Here is a 16,509-nt window from a genome sequence, read left to right on the forward strand (position 1 = left end):
GATTAACATTCAGGCAAACTGATGGGGATATTTACGGCCAGTCCGCCGTCTGATGTTTCCTTATACTTCGAGTTCATGTCCTGCGCGGTTTGCCACATGGTTCTTACAACCGCGTCAAGGCTTACTTTGGCATTATCGGGATTGGTTTGCAGGGCCAGTTGCGATGCCGTGATGGCTTTGATGGCCCCCATGGTATTACGCTCGATACAGGGCACCTGTACCAGGCCGCCTATCGGGTCGCAGGTTAGGCCGAGGTGATGCTCCATAGCGATTTCAGCAGCCATTAGCACTTGCCTTTGCGAGCCGCCCAAACACTCAGTAAGTGCCGCCGCCGCCATGGCTGATGATACGCCGATCTCCGCCTGGCAACCGCCCATCGCCGCGGATATGGTTGCGCCTTTTTTAAAGATACTGCCTATCTCTGAGGCCGTTAGCATAAACCTGATGATTTTATCCTCACTAAAGCCATCACAAAAAGCGATGTAATATTGCAGCACCGCAGGTATAACCCCCGCCGCGCCATTGGTAGGAGCCGTAACCACCCGGCCAAACGAGGCATTCTCCTCGTTCACCGCCAGCGCGAAACAACTTACCCAGTCCAGTATATTTTGAAAGCTGTTACCGCTTTGCCTGATCACCCCTACCCATTCCTCGTAATTGGTATAAGGCATGCCTTTGGTCAGCCGCCTGTTCAGGCTGGCGGCACGGCGCGCTACATTGAGGCCACCTGGCAGTGAGCCGCCGGTATGGCATCCCCGGTACATACATTCTTTTAACACCTTAAATATGTTGAGCACGCCCGCGCGGGTTTCACATTCGGTGCGCCAGGCCAGCTCATTTTCCATCACTACCTCTGATATTTTGAGGCCGGTTTTCATACACCAGATCAGCAGATCCTGAGCGGTTTCGATGGGGAAAGGCAGATCAACCTCTGTTTTGGCATTGTTATCCTCGCCATCTTTTACTACAAAGCCTCCGCCAATAGAATAATAAGTGGCAGATAGAGCCTTGCCATCGCTTAAAAAGGCCTGGAAGGTAACGGCATTAGGGTGAAAAGGCAGGCTTTGGCTAAACAGAAAAAGCATATCCTCATCCTTATAAAAACTAACAGGCCGTACATCGCCCAATACCAACTGGCGCGATTCAATGATCTCATTTACCTTTGGCTCAACCTGGTCAACCTCAAAGGTAACCGGGTCATCGCCGCTCAGGCCAAGCAATATGGCAATATCGGTACCGTGGCCTTTGCCGGTTTTAGCCAGCGAACCATACAGCAACACCTTTACCTGCACCACCTGCGGTAAAGCACCGGCATCAGTAAGCAATTGTACAAACTGCTGTGCCGCCCGCCATGGCCCTAAAGTGTGCGAACTGGATGGCCCTATGCCTATCTTGAATATATCGAATACCGAAATCTGCTCTCTTTGCATCTGAACCGCGAAGTTACATATCGTACCGCTATAAATTAAATTATCGCTCTGTATATAGATAGTTTTATGTAAGTTGCAGTAAACTTTATTACAATGACCGATTTTGTTGTTCAACCTAAAAAGAGGATCGACTCGATTGATATTGTGCGCGGGCTGATCATGGTGATCATGGCGTTAGACCATGCCCGCGATTTTTTTATGCCCCAGCAGTTTGACCCGACCGATCTAACAAAGGCTTCCACATCATTATTCCTCACCCGCTTTATTACCCACTTTTGCGCGCCTACCTTTGTATTTTTGGCGGGTACAGGCGCTTTTCTCTCCTTTAGCAGGGGTAAAACCAAGGGCGAGGCGGCTAAGTTTTTATTGAGCCGCGGCATATGGCTGGTGATATTGGAGTTAACCATTATCCGCCTGGGCTGGGCTTTAAATATTAAGTTCGATTTTGTGTTTATACAGGTGATCTGGGCATTAGGTATCAGCATGATGGTGCTGGCCGGCTTGATCTATCTGCCGCGTGCCGTGATAGCCGCCTTTGGGCTCATCATGATATTTGGCCATAACGCGCTGGATGGCATTAAGGCCGATCAGTTACAGGCTCCCTGGGGAACCGTTTGGGGCATTTTACACGTGCAGGGCATTATACAACTAACAGATTATACCAAAGTATTCGTGCTCTACCCGTTGATCCCCTGGATAGGTGTTATGGCTGTGGGATATGTGTTCGGCAGCATTTTTAAGCTCGACCCGGCAAAAAGGCAACGACTGCTGGTAACCATAGGGCTTTCGTGTTTAGGGCTTTTTGTGATATTGCGATACATCAATGTATATGGCGATCTGAACCCGTGGACAGACCAGGGCGTATGGCATCGTACCATCCTGTCATTCATCAACGTACAAAAATACCCGCCGTCGTTAGATTATCTGCTGGTAACCCTGGGCATATGTAACCTGCTGTTAGCCGCGTTTGAGTATGCCAACAACCGTTTCACCAATATTATGGTGGTGTTTGGCAGGGTGCCCATGTTTTATTATATACTGCACCTTTACCTGCTGCGCCTGATGGCCTTTATTGCATATCTGATCGTAACATCAGGCAACAACAGCGCTAAAGCCCAGGGTGGCGCTCCGTTATACTTTGTTTACCTGATGTGGCTGCTGGCTGTAATTATGCTATACTTCCCATGCCGCTGGTACATGAAGTATAAAATGACGCATAAGCACTGGTGGCTGAGTTATTTGTAATCCTCGGGCAAAAAATTGAGCAGCAGGTTCGGGTCAGGAATAATTTCCAGGTACGCCGCTTTTTCGGATGGCTTGCACACGCCGGGGAAATCGCCCTCTTTACCCTGCATATCCAGCATTAACTGAAAGTGCAGGTGCGGCGGCCAGTTGCCGTTCTCGCTGGCGGTGCCAAACTCCGCTATTTTTTGTCCGGCATGTATTTGCTGGCTCAATTGTATTTTTTGCATCGAAGCACGGTTTAGGTGCCCGTACAGGCTATAAATGGTTAGTCCGTTAACCTCGTGCTGTAAAATTATAGTGGGGCCGTAATCACCCTCTCCTGTATTATCATTAAAACTATGCACTGCACCGTTAAGCACTGCTCGTACAGCCGTTCCGGCTCCGGCCCAAATATCAACACCAAGGTGCAGGCTGCGGGGCTCATTATCTGCGGCACCAAATAACTGCTTATTGCTGTAAACCGTGCGGTTTTCAAGGTAGCCCCCTATGCCGTAACGGCATCCAGTATCGGCCAGCCGTGTATTTACCCAGTTGTTAAAGGCTTCAACATCATTAACTATTTCGGGTGTTAAGGCGGTATTGGCCGCGGTAAGGTCGATACGCAAAAGCTTATCCGTACCGCTGTCAAAATCAACTACTGCCGAAACGGGCACCTCAGCAATTGCCAGGTGTGCCGCCAATGTAACCGATGCTTTTCCCATGGCTAAAATAATTTATTCTGTATCAGGCTGGCGCGGCTCTTTGCTAATTTTGTCAAAAATCTTATCCATACGCTCCACATACTCGCTGGTATCATCAATAAAAAATTCCAGTTGCGGTATAATGCGAACCTGATCTTTAATACGCGCCCCTAACTTGTACCTGATCTCCGAAGCATGAGATTTTACGAGTTGCAGTGCCTGCTGGTTGTTCTGGCTGTTAAAAAAACTTAAAAAAACACGTGCTATAGCCAGATCGGGGGTTACACGTACTTTGGTGATGGTTACCAGTGTATCAGGCAGGTAACCCGCGCCTTCGCGCTGAAATATCGCGGCAAGATCCTGTTGAATTACTCCTGCAAATTTTTGCTGACGTTTTGATTCCATGATAAGAAGTTTATAGGGCTAAAGCCGCATGGTTAAAAGCTTAAAGCTAATATTAAAAGCTATAAGCCGCTAATTTGTTTTTGATTGTTTAAATGGTGGCTAAGGTGCCTGTTAATGGCAAATATCCTGCGGAATTTCTTTGGTGATCCTGATCAGCTTTTTTACCACCAGTGTGCTATCGTACTCCGCGCCAAGCCCGTCTTTGTCCGAAGGCACCTTAACGCCTTCAACCTCCACATATACGGGCTCGTAGGGTTTTTCAAAATTCAGTTGCGAGTATTGCAGCTCCAGTTGTGCCGAGCTATCGGTTACCCAAACCTCTTTGTCGCGCCCGCATTCGGTGAATGATTTTATTTCGGGGCCGAAACTATACAGGCCTTTGTAAACCTTAGGCTTATCGCCCGATTGATCACCGCCGCACGAAACCAGGGCTGCCGATATCAGGGCACACCACAAAAACACATATTTAACAGATGATGAACGCATCATTTAATTTTATAGATCCTGCTTAATTTCACTTAACCCTTTTACACTTAGCCTGGCACTTATGCCCGAGGCTATTACCGCTATGGTTAACACGGTTAACAACACGAGGCCAAAATCAGCCACTTTAAGATCAACCGGGTAGGCATCGATCACCGTTAACGCCCCGCCCATGCGGATAAGCCCGTACTGTTGCTGTACTATACAAAATATCAACCCCACAATTATACCCGCTACACAGCCCGCTACCGATATCATCATCCCCTCAAAAAAGAAGATGCCCTGTATCAGTTTTTTACCCGCGCCAAGGCTGGTGAGTATGGCAATATCTTTACGTTTATCAATTACCAGCATGGTAAGTGATCCGATAATATTGAACACCGCTATAATGAGCACAAAGGTCAGTATCATAAAAACCGACCACCGTTCGTAATTTAACGTCTTATACAGTTCGGTGTTTTGCTGTGCCCTGTTTTTTACATAAAATTCTTTGCCGATCTTCTGCTCTACCTCCTGCTGCACCTGGTTAATGTTGGTACCTTTTTTAAAATTGATCTCGAGTGATGACACCTGTTTAGGCTCGTCGAGCAGATCACGTGCAAAGCTGAGCGAGGTTACTACAATATCATCAAAATCCTGCTGAATGCCAAACACGCCCGACGGGGTAATGTTGCGCACCACAAACTCATTAAGCGGGTTGGCGGCGGCAATAGCATTACGCCGCGGCGAATAAATTTGCAGGTTGGCATTCGGGTCGTATACATTAACCCCAAGGCTTGATTGTATGGTTGTACCTACAACCGCGTAATTTTTACCGTCCATCATCAGCGTAAACGAGCCTGACATGATGGTGCTATCTAACTGGGTGTTTTTTAAAAAGCTGTTGCTTACCCCTTTAAGTGTGCCGATGAACTGCTTGCTGCCATAACGCAGCAACACCTTCTCCTGCAATACTTCGGTGTACGAAAATATGCGCCCATCCTTTTGCAAGTTTAAAAAGTAGGTGGTATCGGGGTTAAAAGTTTTGCCAAGCTTGGCCTCTATCTTTAGCTCCGGACTAAAATTGCTGTACAGTGCCAATATCACCTTCTCAAAACCATTGAATACCGAAAGAATGATAATTAAAGCCGCGCTGCCCACAAATACGCCAAGCATGGATATGCCCGAGATAATGTTGATGGCATGCACCTTTTTGCGCGAAAAAAGGTAGCGTTTGGCTATGTAGACCGAGGTGTTCAAGTTGAGATGCGGTGTGCTAAGTATTAATCGTTAAAAAAGAGATTATATTGCTTTTCATAACCAATGGTTGTTTCCGGGCCATGACCGGGATAAACCGTACAATCCGCAGGCAGAACAAATAATTTTTCGCGAATGTTTTTTAAAAGCTGTGCATGATTACCACCCGGCAGATCGGTACGGCCAATACTGCCCCTGAAAAGCACATCGCCGCCAATCAATATATTATCCTGCTTATCATAAAAACACAAATGCGCGGGTGAATGGCCGGGCGCGTAGATCAGTTCAAGCAACGTGTTACCAAATTCAACGGTACCACTTTCAGGCAGGTACTCATCCGGCAGGGGTGAATTTTGATAATTAAGCCCCATTTGCTGGGCACTAACAGGCGCATGGTTAAGCACCACGCTCTCGCCAATATTAAATTTTGGCTTGAGGCCATACTGGTCAAACACAAACTTATTACCCAGTACATGATCAATATGGCAATGGGTATTAAGCAGCAGCACCGGTTTCAGGTTATTTTGAGCGATAAAATTAACTACGGCATTTTGTTCGGCACCGGTATACATCCCCGGATCAATAATGGCGCATTCGCCGCTATCATCATACAGTAAATAGGTGTTTTCTTGAAAAGGGTTGTTAACAAAGTATTGAACCTTAGCCATGGCAGCAAAAGTATTCAATTTAGACTGACAAAGGTTGAGCGAAGATGTATTTTTTGGATGAATGTATAGTAAGGTTATCTATTTGCCTGAACGAAAGATTAAATAAACCTATTTCCATTTAAAGGTTTTAATCATCCTGTCCACATCCTGCTTCACAAAATTGAGTACAGGCTGTATAGAATCCAGCCGGGGTTCGCTGCTAAAATATAAAGCTCCGCGCAGGTAATGTTTGGTGCTGTCGGTCAAAAAAAACTGTACCGACGAGGCCGCGTTGCCATCAATGGTGTAATACAAGCCATAAACCTTACGGTCGGGATAATTTATGTAGCCTTCATCAATTGAGGTAGCTTTAACCGTATGCTTAAAGGCAAAGGTGTGGGCATCCTCAACCAGTTCATTAAATATTTTTTTTGAGGTGATGGGCTGATAACTGAGATGCAGCACCCCTTTAAACTGTTTAAAGTTCATGTTGATCCAGCAGCTATTGTCGGCGGCCTTAGGGTCTGCGGATATATCGGCATATACCGGGTACTGAAAACTATACGGGCAGCCCTCGTTATACAGGCGGTATGCTTTTTCGGGATAATAGATCCTAAAATAACCTCTCGGCTTGGGCGAATAATCATGATCATCGCTACAGGAGGCTAATAACAGTATCAGCGCTGCTAAAACTGCCGCGATCCTCATAAATGCATTTCTTTGGAGTTCCATATCGCCCAGGCCTTTTCGGCTTGCAGTATCAGCATCTCATGCCCGTTCTTGGTATCAGCCCCTGCCCCGGCACCCTTTTGTAAGAACAGAGTTTGTTCGGGGTTATAAATCAGGTCGTATAGCAAATGGTCATCGGTAACGGCCTCATAGGGTATTGGCGGGCACACATCCACATCAGGATAAGTGCCTATCGGGGTGGTGTTAATAATCAGCTTATTTTCACTTACCATCTCGGCGGTTAACTGCTCAAACAGGATGGTTCCGGGTTGCTCGCGGCGTGTTACTATAGTATAAGGTATCTCCAACTGGTTAAGCACATAATATACCGCCTTTGCCGCGCCCCCATTGCCCAACACCAGCGCACTCTTGTGGCGCGACTTTAACAGTGGTTTTAACGATTGTTCAAATCCGTATACATCCGTATTGAACCCTTCGAGCCGGAAATCATCACCTCCAAAACCTACCTCACCCTGAAAAGCTACCGATATGGGCGACTCCTTATCAATACGTATGGTATTAACAGCGCCAACGTGTTTCGCACCCGCCTCTAACCAGTCGATATGCTCCATTACATCTACCTTATAAGGTATGGTAACATTAAGGCCGCACAAGTCGGGGTTTTGGTGCAAAAAGGCGTTAAAGTCTTTGATATCCTCAATGGGATACAAATCGTAAACACAATCGGTGATACCTTCACGCTCAAACTTTTCGGTAAAATATTTTTTTGAAAACGAATGGGAAAGCGGGTAACCAATAAGCCCGTATTTTTTCATGCGGATAGCTGTTATTGAGCGGCTAATATAGGCAATTGATAAATAAATACCGTTGTGCCGCGTATAATTTCAAGTACTAAAACCAAATGTTATAACTTATTACTAAAAACGGGTGTAAACAGCATTTAACGATATTATATGTTGTTTAGACACCTATTAAATTATTTTTGGCATCGATTGCAAAAAAGTACCAATTCCTGCAATATTGTGCCGAAAAGGATTAAAAAGCATCGAAAAATGGTAATTTAATACTATACCTATGTAATGCTTCATGTTAAATTTGTTACATACAATTATTAACCAGTTCTCTAATCAAATTACTGTCACATGAAAAGAAATTTACTGTTTTTCAGAAACGGTAAGTACCTCAGGCTATACCTGTCTGTGTTGCTTGCCGCTTTTACCTTTTTAAACGCATCTGCGCAAAGCAAGCGTGTTACAGGTGTTGTTTCTGACAATGCAGGCCCAATACCAGGCGCGAGTGTACGCGTTAAAGGCAGCACTGTTGGTACAACCACCACAGCCACCGGTACCTACAGCCTGAACGTGCCCGATGGCGCGGTGCTTGTAGTAACCTATGTGGGCTATGCTACACAAGAAATACCGGTTGGCGACCGCTCAACCGTTAACGTTACCCTGCTATCAAACAGCCAGGCACTACAGGAAATTGTGGTAATTGGTTACGGTACCTCACAACGTAAGGACCTTACCGGCTCGGTTAGCTCCGTAAGTGCCGACCAGGTAGCCAAAGTACCCGTAACCCAGCTTGACCAGGCCCTGCAAGGCCGCGCGGCAGGTGTACAGGTAACCAATAACGATGGTGCCCCAGGCGCCGGTGTAAGCGTGCAGATACGCGGCGTTGGTAGTTTAAGTAATAATGATCCGCTGTATGTGGTTGACGGTTTCCCAATATCGGGTGGCCTTAATAACATCAACCCGAATGATATAGCCTCGATGGACATTTTAAAGGATGCATCAGCCACGGCCATATACGGTGTGCGTGCGGCTAATGGTGTAGTTATTATCACTACTAAAAAAGGCCGTAAGGATGGTGTTCAGGTTTCATTAGATCTGAACGGTTCTATCCAGACAAAACCAAAAACGTATGATGTATTAAATGCTGAGCAATGGGCAACCCTGGCTAACGAAACGCCGATAAACAAGCTGCCTGAGTGGAGTAACCCATCAGCACTTACCAATGCTAACTGGCAGGACGCGGTATACCGCACAGGCTCAAGGCAAAATTATAATCTGGCTATACGTGGTGGTAATGAAAAAGTACAAACCGCTTTTTCAGCAGGTTATTTTGACCAGAAAGGTATTGTGCTTGGTTCATTCTTTAAACGTATAAACCTTAGCTCTAACGTTGATTACAATGTAAACAAATGGCTAAAATCAAATAGCAGCCTTAAATATTCAAGGCAAAACAATGCCAACCCTTTTGGCACAGGTAGTTTATTACAGCTTGCAGCGCTTATACCAACCATTACCGGCAATAAACTTACCGATCAGATAAAAGACGGCAATGGCAATTACGGCTTTTACAACCCTGTAAATATTTATACTCGTAGCTGGAACAACCCGGTTTACTTTATTGAGACACTGGATACCAAAAATCAAACTAATTATTTTTTAGGTACTACCTCATTAGAGGCTACCATAGTTGATGGCTTAAAAGTAAAAACCAATTTGGGTATTAACTCAACAGATTACTCAGGCTATTACTTTACCCCTTCTGACCTTCGCTCTCAGGATCAATATAATGTTGCCAGCAACACTGCACTTAGTACCTATTCACAAAGCTCAAACAGCACTTATGACTGGCTTTGGGAAAACACCTTATCTTACAGCAAAACATTTGGTAAACACGCGTTTGATTTTGTAGGTGGTGTATCTGAGCAAAAAACCACATTCCGTACTATAGGTGGTAATGGTAATGATTTGCCAAGTAATGCTATCCGCGACCTGTCGCAGGTAAAAAATCTTGTTGCGTTCGGTAGGCAGCAAATTGTTACTCTTGCATCACAATTTGCCAGGTTAAATTATAAATATGATGACCGGTACCTTTTAACTGCTACAATACGTCGCGATGGTTCATCAAAGTTTTATAAAGGTAACCAGTATGGTATATTCCCTTCGGCATCATTAGCCTGGCGTGCAAAACAGGAAGACTTTTTGAAAGATGTAAATTTCTTGTCTGACTTAAAGTTCCGTGTAGGTTATGGTGAGGTAGGTAACCAATCAGGCATTGACCCCTTCCTGTTCCTCGCCCGTTACGGCTCAGGCGGCCCTGCAACTGCGGCTAACAACGTAGGTTATCCGTTTAATGGGGTTTACCAAACCGGTTTGGCATTCCTTAATCTTGATAATCAATTCCTGACCTGGGAAACATCACGCCAAACCAACATCGCCGTTGATTTAGCTTTCCTTAACAATGACCTGACCCTGACTGCTGAATATTATCGTAAAGATTCAAAAGACTTTTTACTGGAGGTGCCATCGCCTACACAATCAGGCCTGCCGAGCAGGGCGCAAAACGCCGGCAGTATTCGTAACGAAGGCTTTGAAATCGCTTTAAATTACAGACACAAGGTATCATCAGACTTTAATTATAATTTAGGCCTTAACATTACTACTGTCAGCAATAAATTGTTAAGCATAAACCGCGGTACTACATTTATTAAAAACTTTGCTGTACTAAGCGCCGCTTCAGGTAACGGATGGAATGAATTTAGCCGTACTTACATTGGCCAACCGGTTGGTGAGTTTTATGGCTATGAAAGCTTAGGCATTTTCCAAACGCAAGATGAAATAAACGCACTTAACGCTAATGCACCTGACAAACACTATCAAGGTAATGATACACAGCCAACTCAACCAGGCGACCGTAAGTTTAAGGACCGTAACGGCGATGGAGAGATCACTGCTGATGACCGGACAAGCCTGGGTAGCCCAATACCAAAATTCTTTGGTGGCTTTAATTTGGATATGACCTATAAAGCGTTTGATTTTAACGCGTTTTTTTACGGCAGTTATGGCAATAAGGTATTTAACTATGCCGCTCGTAACCTCGAAAGCTTTCAGGCTTCGCCGTTCGTGGGTGTACAAAACGTTAGCGTAAATTACTTTCAAAACCGCTGGACAGAGAATAACCCATCAAACCGTTACGCACGCGTAAATTACAATGATGACATTAGCGCTAACAACGTACCATCGAGTGTGTATGTAGAAAATGGCAGTTATTTGCGCTTACGTAACGTTACTTTAGGCTACACCTTCCCTGATGTTCTGGCCAAAAAATTAAGCCTGAGCAAAGTAAGGTTATCATTATCAGCACAAAACATATTTACCATAACTAAGTATACAGGGCTTGACCCGGAAGTTGGCCAGCCAACAGGTAATGATCCTAATAATACCAGCATATCAAGGCAAGGCCCTACTGCTGCAGGTATTGACGTAGGTACCTACCCGCTGTCAAGGTATTATACACTTGGCGTCAATGTTACATTTTAGTAAATGATTTACAACGAATTGAAGAATGAAGATTAAAAAATATTTATACGTACTAACAGTCGGACTGGTGGTACTGCTTCCTTTAAGTTGCCAAAAGGGGTTTTTAGATCAGATGGATACATCGAACCCAACTGAGCAGGCTTTATTTGATAAACCTGCTGATGGTATCGCGCTGGTGAACGCTATTTATGATACTTATCAGAATGCTGATTTACTAAAAAAATCACTTTGGTATTATGCCAATTTTCAAACCCATGACTTTTTTAACTGGGGTAACGACCGTTTTTATAACACCTACGCTATACCTGCTACATTTGGTGCGATACAGGTGTTTTGGCAGCGTGCCTACATAGGTATTGCCCGTGCCAACTCTGCCCTGCCCATTATAGGCAAAATGAAAGATAAAGGCGTACTTACCGAAGAATTAGCCAACAGGCTTACCGGCGAAATTTATTTTTTACGCGGTATGACGTATTATTACCTTGCTGCGAGCTTTGGTGGTGTACCATTGGAGTTAACAACAGGTGCCAATGATGGTTTACGCCCCCGCGACAGCCAGGACCAGGTTTTTGCACAAGTTGAAAGTGATTTGAAACAAGCCGTTAGTTTGCTGCCTTGGCGTGAGCAATATGATCCAAATGAATTGGGGCGTGCTACAAAAGCAGCCGCCTTAGGCTACCTTGGTGGTGCGCAAATGTGGCTTAAAAAATATAGTGAAGCGTTAGCTACTTACAATCAAATTGAAGGTCACTCATCACTTTTACCCAAGTTTATAGATATACATGAGGCTAATAAAGAAAACAATGCCGAATCAATTTTTGAAGTACAGTTCATCCCGGCAGGTACCCAAAGCTGGGGTGGTGGTAACGAGGTAGCCTGGATAGGTTCATTCGGTATGCCCGAAGAAGTATCAAACTTTGGTTATGATTATGCCAACAAAGGCTTATATGATGGTTTTCAAACCGGCGATTTACGTAAGGTAGCAACCGTAATAGGCCCTGGTGATGAAAACCCGAGCCCCGGCATTATTGACCGTGGCGGTATAAAATCATACCCTTTGGTTATAGCAGGCTTTGCAAGTACCGATGCAGCCGTAAAAGCTAAATATACCGGCACTGATGGCAAGATCATCAACACCTGCGGTACTGCTGCCCACCCTTGGGTAGGCTCTGACGCTACTCAACTGCGTACCGGTTACTATAACGAAAAAATGTGGCGCGACCCGACCCTTACCGGTAACTCAGGCGATGGTATCATCTTTGGCGCGCAAAACCAGATTTTACTCCGTTTTGGCGAAGTATTGTTAAGCAAAGCAGAGTGCCAGATACGTACCGGCGATGTTGCCGGTGGCCTCGCTACCTTAAAACGCGTGCGTGACCGTGCTTTTGGCGGCAGCGCTCCTGCAACCTTCATCAGCGAAGGTAAAACCATTACTGATCCATTGCAAATGATCTACCACGAATATCGCCATGAACTATCAGGCGAATATTCAACCTTTTACAATCTGCGCAGGGCTGGTGTAGCTACTTCATTTATACAAGAGGTATACAACATTACTATCCCAACAGGCCGTGAGTTATACCCGATACCTCAGTACGAGATCGGACTTAACCCTAACCTGACACAAAATCCTGGTTATTAGTAGCCTGGCATCTTAATACCAAAAGGCCTCTCTTCACAAAAGAGGGGCCTTTTTGGCTTAATAACCCTTGCTTATTTAAAAATACCTTTTAAATTTGGAAAGGCAGCCGCCTGGCCGCCAACCCTAATTATAAACGTACATGGTTAAACTTTACTACACGCTTTTCGCGGTTTTTGTGCTATTGCTTTGTGCCTGCCAAAAGCAGCATCCACTATTTGAGGATATGCCCTCATCGCACACCGGTATAAACTTTCGTAATGATATTACCGAAACCGATTCCATCAATCCGCTGGATGTGGTGAACGTTTACAATGGCGGTGGTGTGGGCATCGGCGACTTTAATAATGATGGCCTGCCCGATATTTATTTTACCGGCAATATGGTAGCCAATAAACTGTACCTCAACCGCGGCGATCTTAAGTTTGATGATGTTACCAAAACCGCCAACGTAGATGGCATGGGCCACTGGGGGCGCGGCGTGGCCGTTATCGATATTAACAATGATGGCTGGCTTGATCTGTATGTTTGTAACTCCATTTTAGCTAACCCTAAAATGCGCACCAACCTGCTTTATATTAACCAGGGTAAAAGTGCTGACGGCATTCCCCGTTTTAAGGAAATGGGTGTTGCGTATGGGCTCGGCATGAGCGAACAATCAGCCATGGCCAGCTTTTTTGATTATGATAACGATGGCGACCTGGATATGTACCTCACCGTAAACAATGCCACCGCTACCTATAACCCCAGCATATTCGGCAAAGGCTTTTATCAGCCCGACCGCAAATCGGGGCGGCTGTACCGTAATGATTGGAGTGCTGAACTCAGTCACCCTGTATTTAAGGATGTAACCGTTGAAGCGGGCATAACCCGTGATGGTTACGGGCATGGCGCGTCAACTGTTGATATTAATAACGATGGCTGGAAGGATATTTATGTATCTAATGATTTTATATCCAGCAATATCCTGTTCATCAACAATCACGATGGCACCTTTACCGATCGCTCGATGGAATATTTTAAGCATACAGCTTATAATGCCATGGGGCAGGATGTAATTGACATTAATAATGATGGACTGCCCGATGTAATAGAGTTGGACATGAACCCCGAGGATAACTTCCGTAAAAAGATGATGCTGGGGGCTAACATGTATCAAACCTATCAAAACTTTGATAATTATACCACCCAATACCAATACGTGCGCAACACCCTGCAATTAAACCAGGGACCGCGGATGGTGAACGGCAAGCCGGGTGCGCCGGCTTTTGCCGAGATCGGTTTTTTAAGTGGCTTATCGCAAACCGACTGGAGCTGGACACCGCTTGTGGCCGATTATAATAATGACGGCTACCGCGATGTGATCATCACCAACGGTTTTCCGAAGGATGTATCGGATCATGATTTTATGGCCTACCGCCAGCGTGCCTATTCGGTAGCATCTAAAAAAGAAATACTGGCGCAAATACCACAGATCAAACTGCACAATTATGCCTACCTGAATAATGGCGACCTAACCTTTCAGGATGTAAGCAAGGATTGGGGCTTTGAGGTAAAAAACTTTTCAAGCGGTGGCGTATATGCCGACCTGGATAATGATGGCGACCTCGATGTGGTGATAAACAATATTAACGACGAAGCATCGGTATACCGTAACACCTCAAGGGATGATAAAGAAAAGCTGGCCAATCAGCATTACTTAAAGATCAGCTTTGTGGGCGATAAGTTTAATGTAAACGGACTGGGCGCTACGGCTGAGATCTATTACGATCATGGTAAAACGCAGGTTTATGAGAATACGCCTTACCGTGGTTATGTATCAAGCCTTGAAGGTACCGCGCACTTCGGGCTGGGGAAAACAGCTAAAATAGATTCGGTTATTATTAAATGGCCGGGCATCAACAAATGCCAAAAACTGGTTGACGTTAAGGCTGATACCAAATTAACGGTAAAACAAGCTGATGCTAAACAACCCTTTACCTGGGGTTACAAGCAAACCGCGCAGCCACTGTTTAATGAAGTTACTGATTCGCTGGGCATCAAGTACATAAACCAGGATATGGATTTCATCGACTTCAATATCCAGAAATTATTGCCGCATAAGTTTTCGGAGTATAGTCCGGCACTGGCCGTTGGCGATGTTGACGGAAACGGTGTTGAGGATATGATTATCGGTGGCAGCCTGTACAACCCGGCGCAGGTACTTTTGCAGCAAGCCAACGGAAAATTTGTACAGCAGGTATTCAGCAAGCAAACCGCTGACATGAAAAGCAATTATAAAGACGAAGGCTTGTTATTATTTGATGCCGACGGCGATGGCGACCTCGACCTTTATGCCAGCAGCGGCGGTTACCACGAAGGCCCCGAAAGTGCCGCCTACCAGGACAGGTTTTACCTGAACGACGGCAAAGGAGACTTCACCCTGGCTGCGAATGTATTACCCGCTAATACCGCCAGCAAATTATGCGTTCGTGCCTGCGACTACAACCAGGATGGCAAGCCCGACCTGTTTGTATCCGGCCGGGTATCGCCATGGAATTATCCTAAACCGGTATCGAGCTTTATTTTACGTAACGACAGCCAAAACGGGCAGGTTAAATTTACAGATGTGACCAAAGAGGTTGCCCCTGCCCTGCTCAACATCGGTATGGTTTGCGATGCGCTGTTCAGCGATTTTAATAACGACAACAAACCCGACCTGATATTGGCCGGTGAATTTATGCCGGTTACTTTTTTAGCTAACAAGGGCGGCAAGTTCGAGAATGTAACCGCAGCATCAGGCATCGAAAACAAAACAGGCTGGTGGAATACCATTGTAGCCGGCGATTTCAGGCACACCGGCCGTATGGACTACATTGTGGGCAACGGCGGAACCAACACCATTTACCAAGCCAGCGAAAAATACCCGGTATCCGTTATCGCGAAGGATTTTGACAAGAACGGCAGTTTCGGGGTGATACCATCTATCTACTTTCCCGACTCGAATGGTGTAAAGCGGGAATACCCGGCTGTTGGGCGTGATGACCTGCTCAAACAAAATATCAGCTTTAAAAAACGGTATACCAATTACCGCTCGTTCGCCACCGCGACTATGGACGAGCTACTTACCCCCGAACAGCGCGAAGGTGCCATTAAACTAAGTGCAAACACCATGCCATCGTGCTATTTGCGTAACGATGGCAATGGCAAGTTCACCATTATTCCGTTGCCGCAGATGGCACAAATATCAGTGCTTAACGGTATGGTGGCTGATGATTTTGATGGCGATGGCAATCTTGATGTGGCCATTAACGGCAACGATTATGGCACCGAGGTTTCAACAGGGCGTTACGACGCGCTTAACGGCTTAATGTTAAAAGGCGATGGCAAAGGCAACTTCAAACCCCTCTCTATTATGCAAAGCGGCATTTACCTGCCGGGTAATGGCAAGGCGCTTGCTAAATTACAAAACAGCAAAGGCGGTTATTTAATGGCCGCCACCCAGCACCGCGGCAAATTGCAGGTATTGCAATTGAACAAACCTGTACGCAACATCGCTATCAATCCGGATGACAGAAGCGCTAAGATCAGCTATCAGGATGGCAAACAGCAAAAGCAAGAGTTTTATTACGGCTCATCGTTCCTGTCGCAATCGGGCAGGTTCTTAACCTTGGACAAAAATGTATCAGCCGTTACCGTAACCAATAACAAAGGGCAAAGCCGAAGCATCGCCTTTAAATAATATAT

12 protein-coding genes are annotated in these 16,509 nt (G+C 45.5%); 4 read left to right on the forward strand and 8 right to left on the reverse strand.

The window, feature by feature from the left end; genetic code table 11:
* Positions 1 to 2: 2 nt before the first annotated feature.
* A complete protein-coding gene (locus AC3WJC_RS14200; RefSeq protein WP_492399763.1) occupies positions 3 to 1,430 on the reverse strand; it encodes an L-serine ammonia-lyase in 1,428 nt (475 codons plus the stop codon).
* 93 nt (positions 1,431 to 1,523) lie between these two features.
* Here AC3WJC_RS14200 and AC3WJC_RS14205 point away from each other — a divergent pair, with 93 nt between their 5' ends.
* A complete protein-coding gene (locus tag AC3WJC_RS14205; RefSeq protein WP_492399764.1) occupies positions 1,524 to 2,675 on the forward strand; it encodes an acetyltransferase domain-containing protein in 1,152 nt (383 codons plus the stop codon).
* Here the strand turns inward: AC3WJC_RS14205 and AC3WJC_RS14210 are convergent.
* The 7 genes from AC3WJC_RS14210 to AC3WJC_RS14240 all read right to left on the reverse strand — a co-directional run bounded on the left by AC3WJC_RS14210 (position 2,666) and on the right by AC3WJC_RS14240 (position 7,631).
* Positions 2,666 to 3,376: a peptidoglycan DD-metalloendopeptidase family protein gene (locus tag AC3WJC_RS14210; RefSeq protein WP_492399765.1), complete on the reverse strand. Its 711-nt coding sequence runs from the start codon at positions 3,374 to 3,376 to the stop codon at positions 2,666 to 2,668. The genes AC3WJC_RS14205 and AC3WJC_RS14210 overlap by 10 nt on opposite strands.
* A gap of 12 nt (positions 3,377 to 3,388) precedes the next feature.
* Positions 3,389 to 3,760 (reverse strand): 30S ribosome-binding factor RbfA, encoded by a 372-nt coding sequence (rbfA, locus tag AC3WJC_RS14215; protein WP_492399766.1) that lies wholly within the window; start codon positions 3,758 to 3,760, stop codon positions 3,389 to 3,391.
* Between the two features lie 111 nt (positions 3,761 to 3,871).
* Positions 3,872 to 4,249 carry a hypothetical protein gene (locus tag AC3WJC_RS14220; protein ID WP_492399767.1) on the reverse strand — a complete coding sequence of 126 codons (378 nt, stop codon included), beginning with the start codon at positions 4,247 to 4,249 and terminating at the stop codon, positions 3,872 to 3,874.
* Between the two features lie 6 nt (positions 4,250 to 4,255).
* Complete coding sequence (locus tag AC3WJC_RS14225; RefSeq protein ID WP_492399768.1) at positions 4,256 to 5,482, reverse strand: FtsX-like permease family protein; 1,227 nt, start codon at positions 5,480 to 5,482, stop codon at positions 4,256 to 4,258.
* Positions 5,483 to 5,505: 23 nt separating this feature from the next.
* Positions 5,506 to 6,147, reverse strand: coding sequence for an MBL fold metallo-hydrolase (locus tag AC3WJC_RS14230; protein ID WP_492399769.1), 642 nt, complete (start codon positions 6,145 to 6,147; stop codon positions 5,506 to 5,508).
* 108 nt (positions 6,148 to 6,255) lie between these two features.
* Complete coding sequence (gene gldD, locus AC3WJC_RS14235) at positions 6,256 to 6,834, reverse strand: gliding motility lipoprotein GldD (protein ID WP_492399770.1); 579 nt, start codon at positions 6,832 to 6,834, stop codon at positions 6,256 to 6,258.
* Positions 6,831 to 7,631 (reverse strand): shikimate dehydrogenase family protein, encoded by an 801-nt coding sequence (locus AC3WJC_RS14240; RefSeq protein WP_492399771.1) that lies wholly within the window; start codon positions 7,629 to 7,631, stop codon positions 6,831 to 6,833. Before AC3WJC_RS14240 ends, gldD begins: the two co-directional genes overlap by 4 nt.
* Before the next feature lie 327 nt (positions 7,632 to 7,958).
* On the opposite strand from AC3WJC_RS14240, the gene AC3WJC_RS14245 reads away from it, so the two are divergent.
* The 3 genes from AC3WJC_RS14245 to AC3WJC_RS14255 all read left to right on the forward strand — a co-directional run bounded on the left by AC3WJC_RS14245 (position 7,959) and on the right by AC3WJC_RS14255 (position 16,504).
* On the forward strand, positions 7,959 to 11,144 hold the full coding sequence (locus tag AC3WJC_RS14245; protein ID WP_492399772.1) for a SusC/RagA family TonB-linked outer membrane protein: 3,186 nt from the start codon (positions 7,959 to 7,961) through the stop codon (positions 11,142 to 11,144).
* Between the two features lie 25 nt (positions 11,145 to 11,169).
* Entirely contained in the window at positions 11,170 to 12,786 is a 1,617-nt protein-coding gene (locus tag AC3WJC_RS14250) for a RagB/SusD family nutrient uptake outer membrane protein (RefSeq protein WP_492399773.1), read from the forward strand.
* Positions 12,787 to 12,925: 139 nt separating this feature from the next.
* Positions 12,926 to 16,504 (forward strand): VCBS repeat-containing protein, encoded by a 3,579-nt coding sequence (locus AC3WJC_RS14255; RefSeq protein ID WP_492399774.1) that lies wholly within the window; start codon positions 12,926 to 12,928, stop codon positions 16,502 to 16,504.
* Positions 16,505 to 16,509 lie beyond the last annotated feature (5 nt).

The organism is Mucilaginibacter sp. FW306-07-L (assembly GCF_058782065.1).

Excerpts from the sequence above, each read along its gene's own strand:
- AC3WJC_RS14200 (WP_492399763.1), bottom strand. The coding sequence starts at position 1,430 with ATGCAAAGAGAGCAGATTTCGGTATTCGATATATTCAAGATAGGCATA.
- AC3WJC_RS14205 (WP_492399764.1), top strand. The coding sequence starts at position 1,524 with ATGACCGATTTTGTTGTTCAACCTAAAAAGAGGATCGACTCGATTGAT.
- AC3WJC_RS14210 (WP_492399765.1), bottom strand. The coding sequence starts at position 3,376 with ATGGGAAAAGCATCGGTTACATTGGCGGCACACCTGGCAATTGCTGAG.
- rbfA (WP_492399766.1), bottom strand. The coding sequence starts at position 3,760 with ATGGAATCAAAACGTCAGCAAAAATTTGCAGGAGTAATTCAACAGGAT.
- AC3WJC_RS14220 (WP_492399767.1), bottom strand. The coding sequence starts at position 4,249 with ATGATGCGTTCATCATCTGTTAAATATGTGTTTTTGTGGTGTGCCCTG.
- AC3WJC_RS14230 (WP_492399769.1), bottom strand. The coding sequence starts at position 6,147 with ATGGCTAAGGTTCAATACTTTGTTAACAACCCTTTTCAAGAAAACACC.
- gldD (WP_492399770.1), bottom strand. The coding sequence starts at position 6,834 with ATGAGGATCGCGGCAGTTTTAGCAGCGCTGATACTGTTATTAGCCTCC.
- AC3WJC_RS14240 (WP_492399771.1), bottom strand. The coding sequence starts at position 7,631 with ATGAAAAAATACGGGCTTATTGGTTACCCGCTTTCCCATTCGTTTTCA.
- AC3WJC_RS14245 (WP_492399772.1), top strand. The coding sequence starts at position 7,959 with ATGAAAAGAAATTTACTGTTTTTCAGAAACGGTAAGTACCTCAGGCTA.
- AC3WJC_RS14250 (WP_492399773.1), top strand. The coding sequence starts at position 11,170 with ATGAAGATTAAAAAATATTTATACGTACTAACAGTCGGACTGGTGGTA.
- AC3WJC_RS14255 (WP_492399774.1), top strand. The coding sequence starts at position 12,926 with ATGGTTAAACTTTACTACACGCTTTTCGCGGTTTTTGTGCTATTGCTT.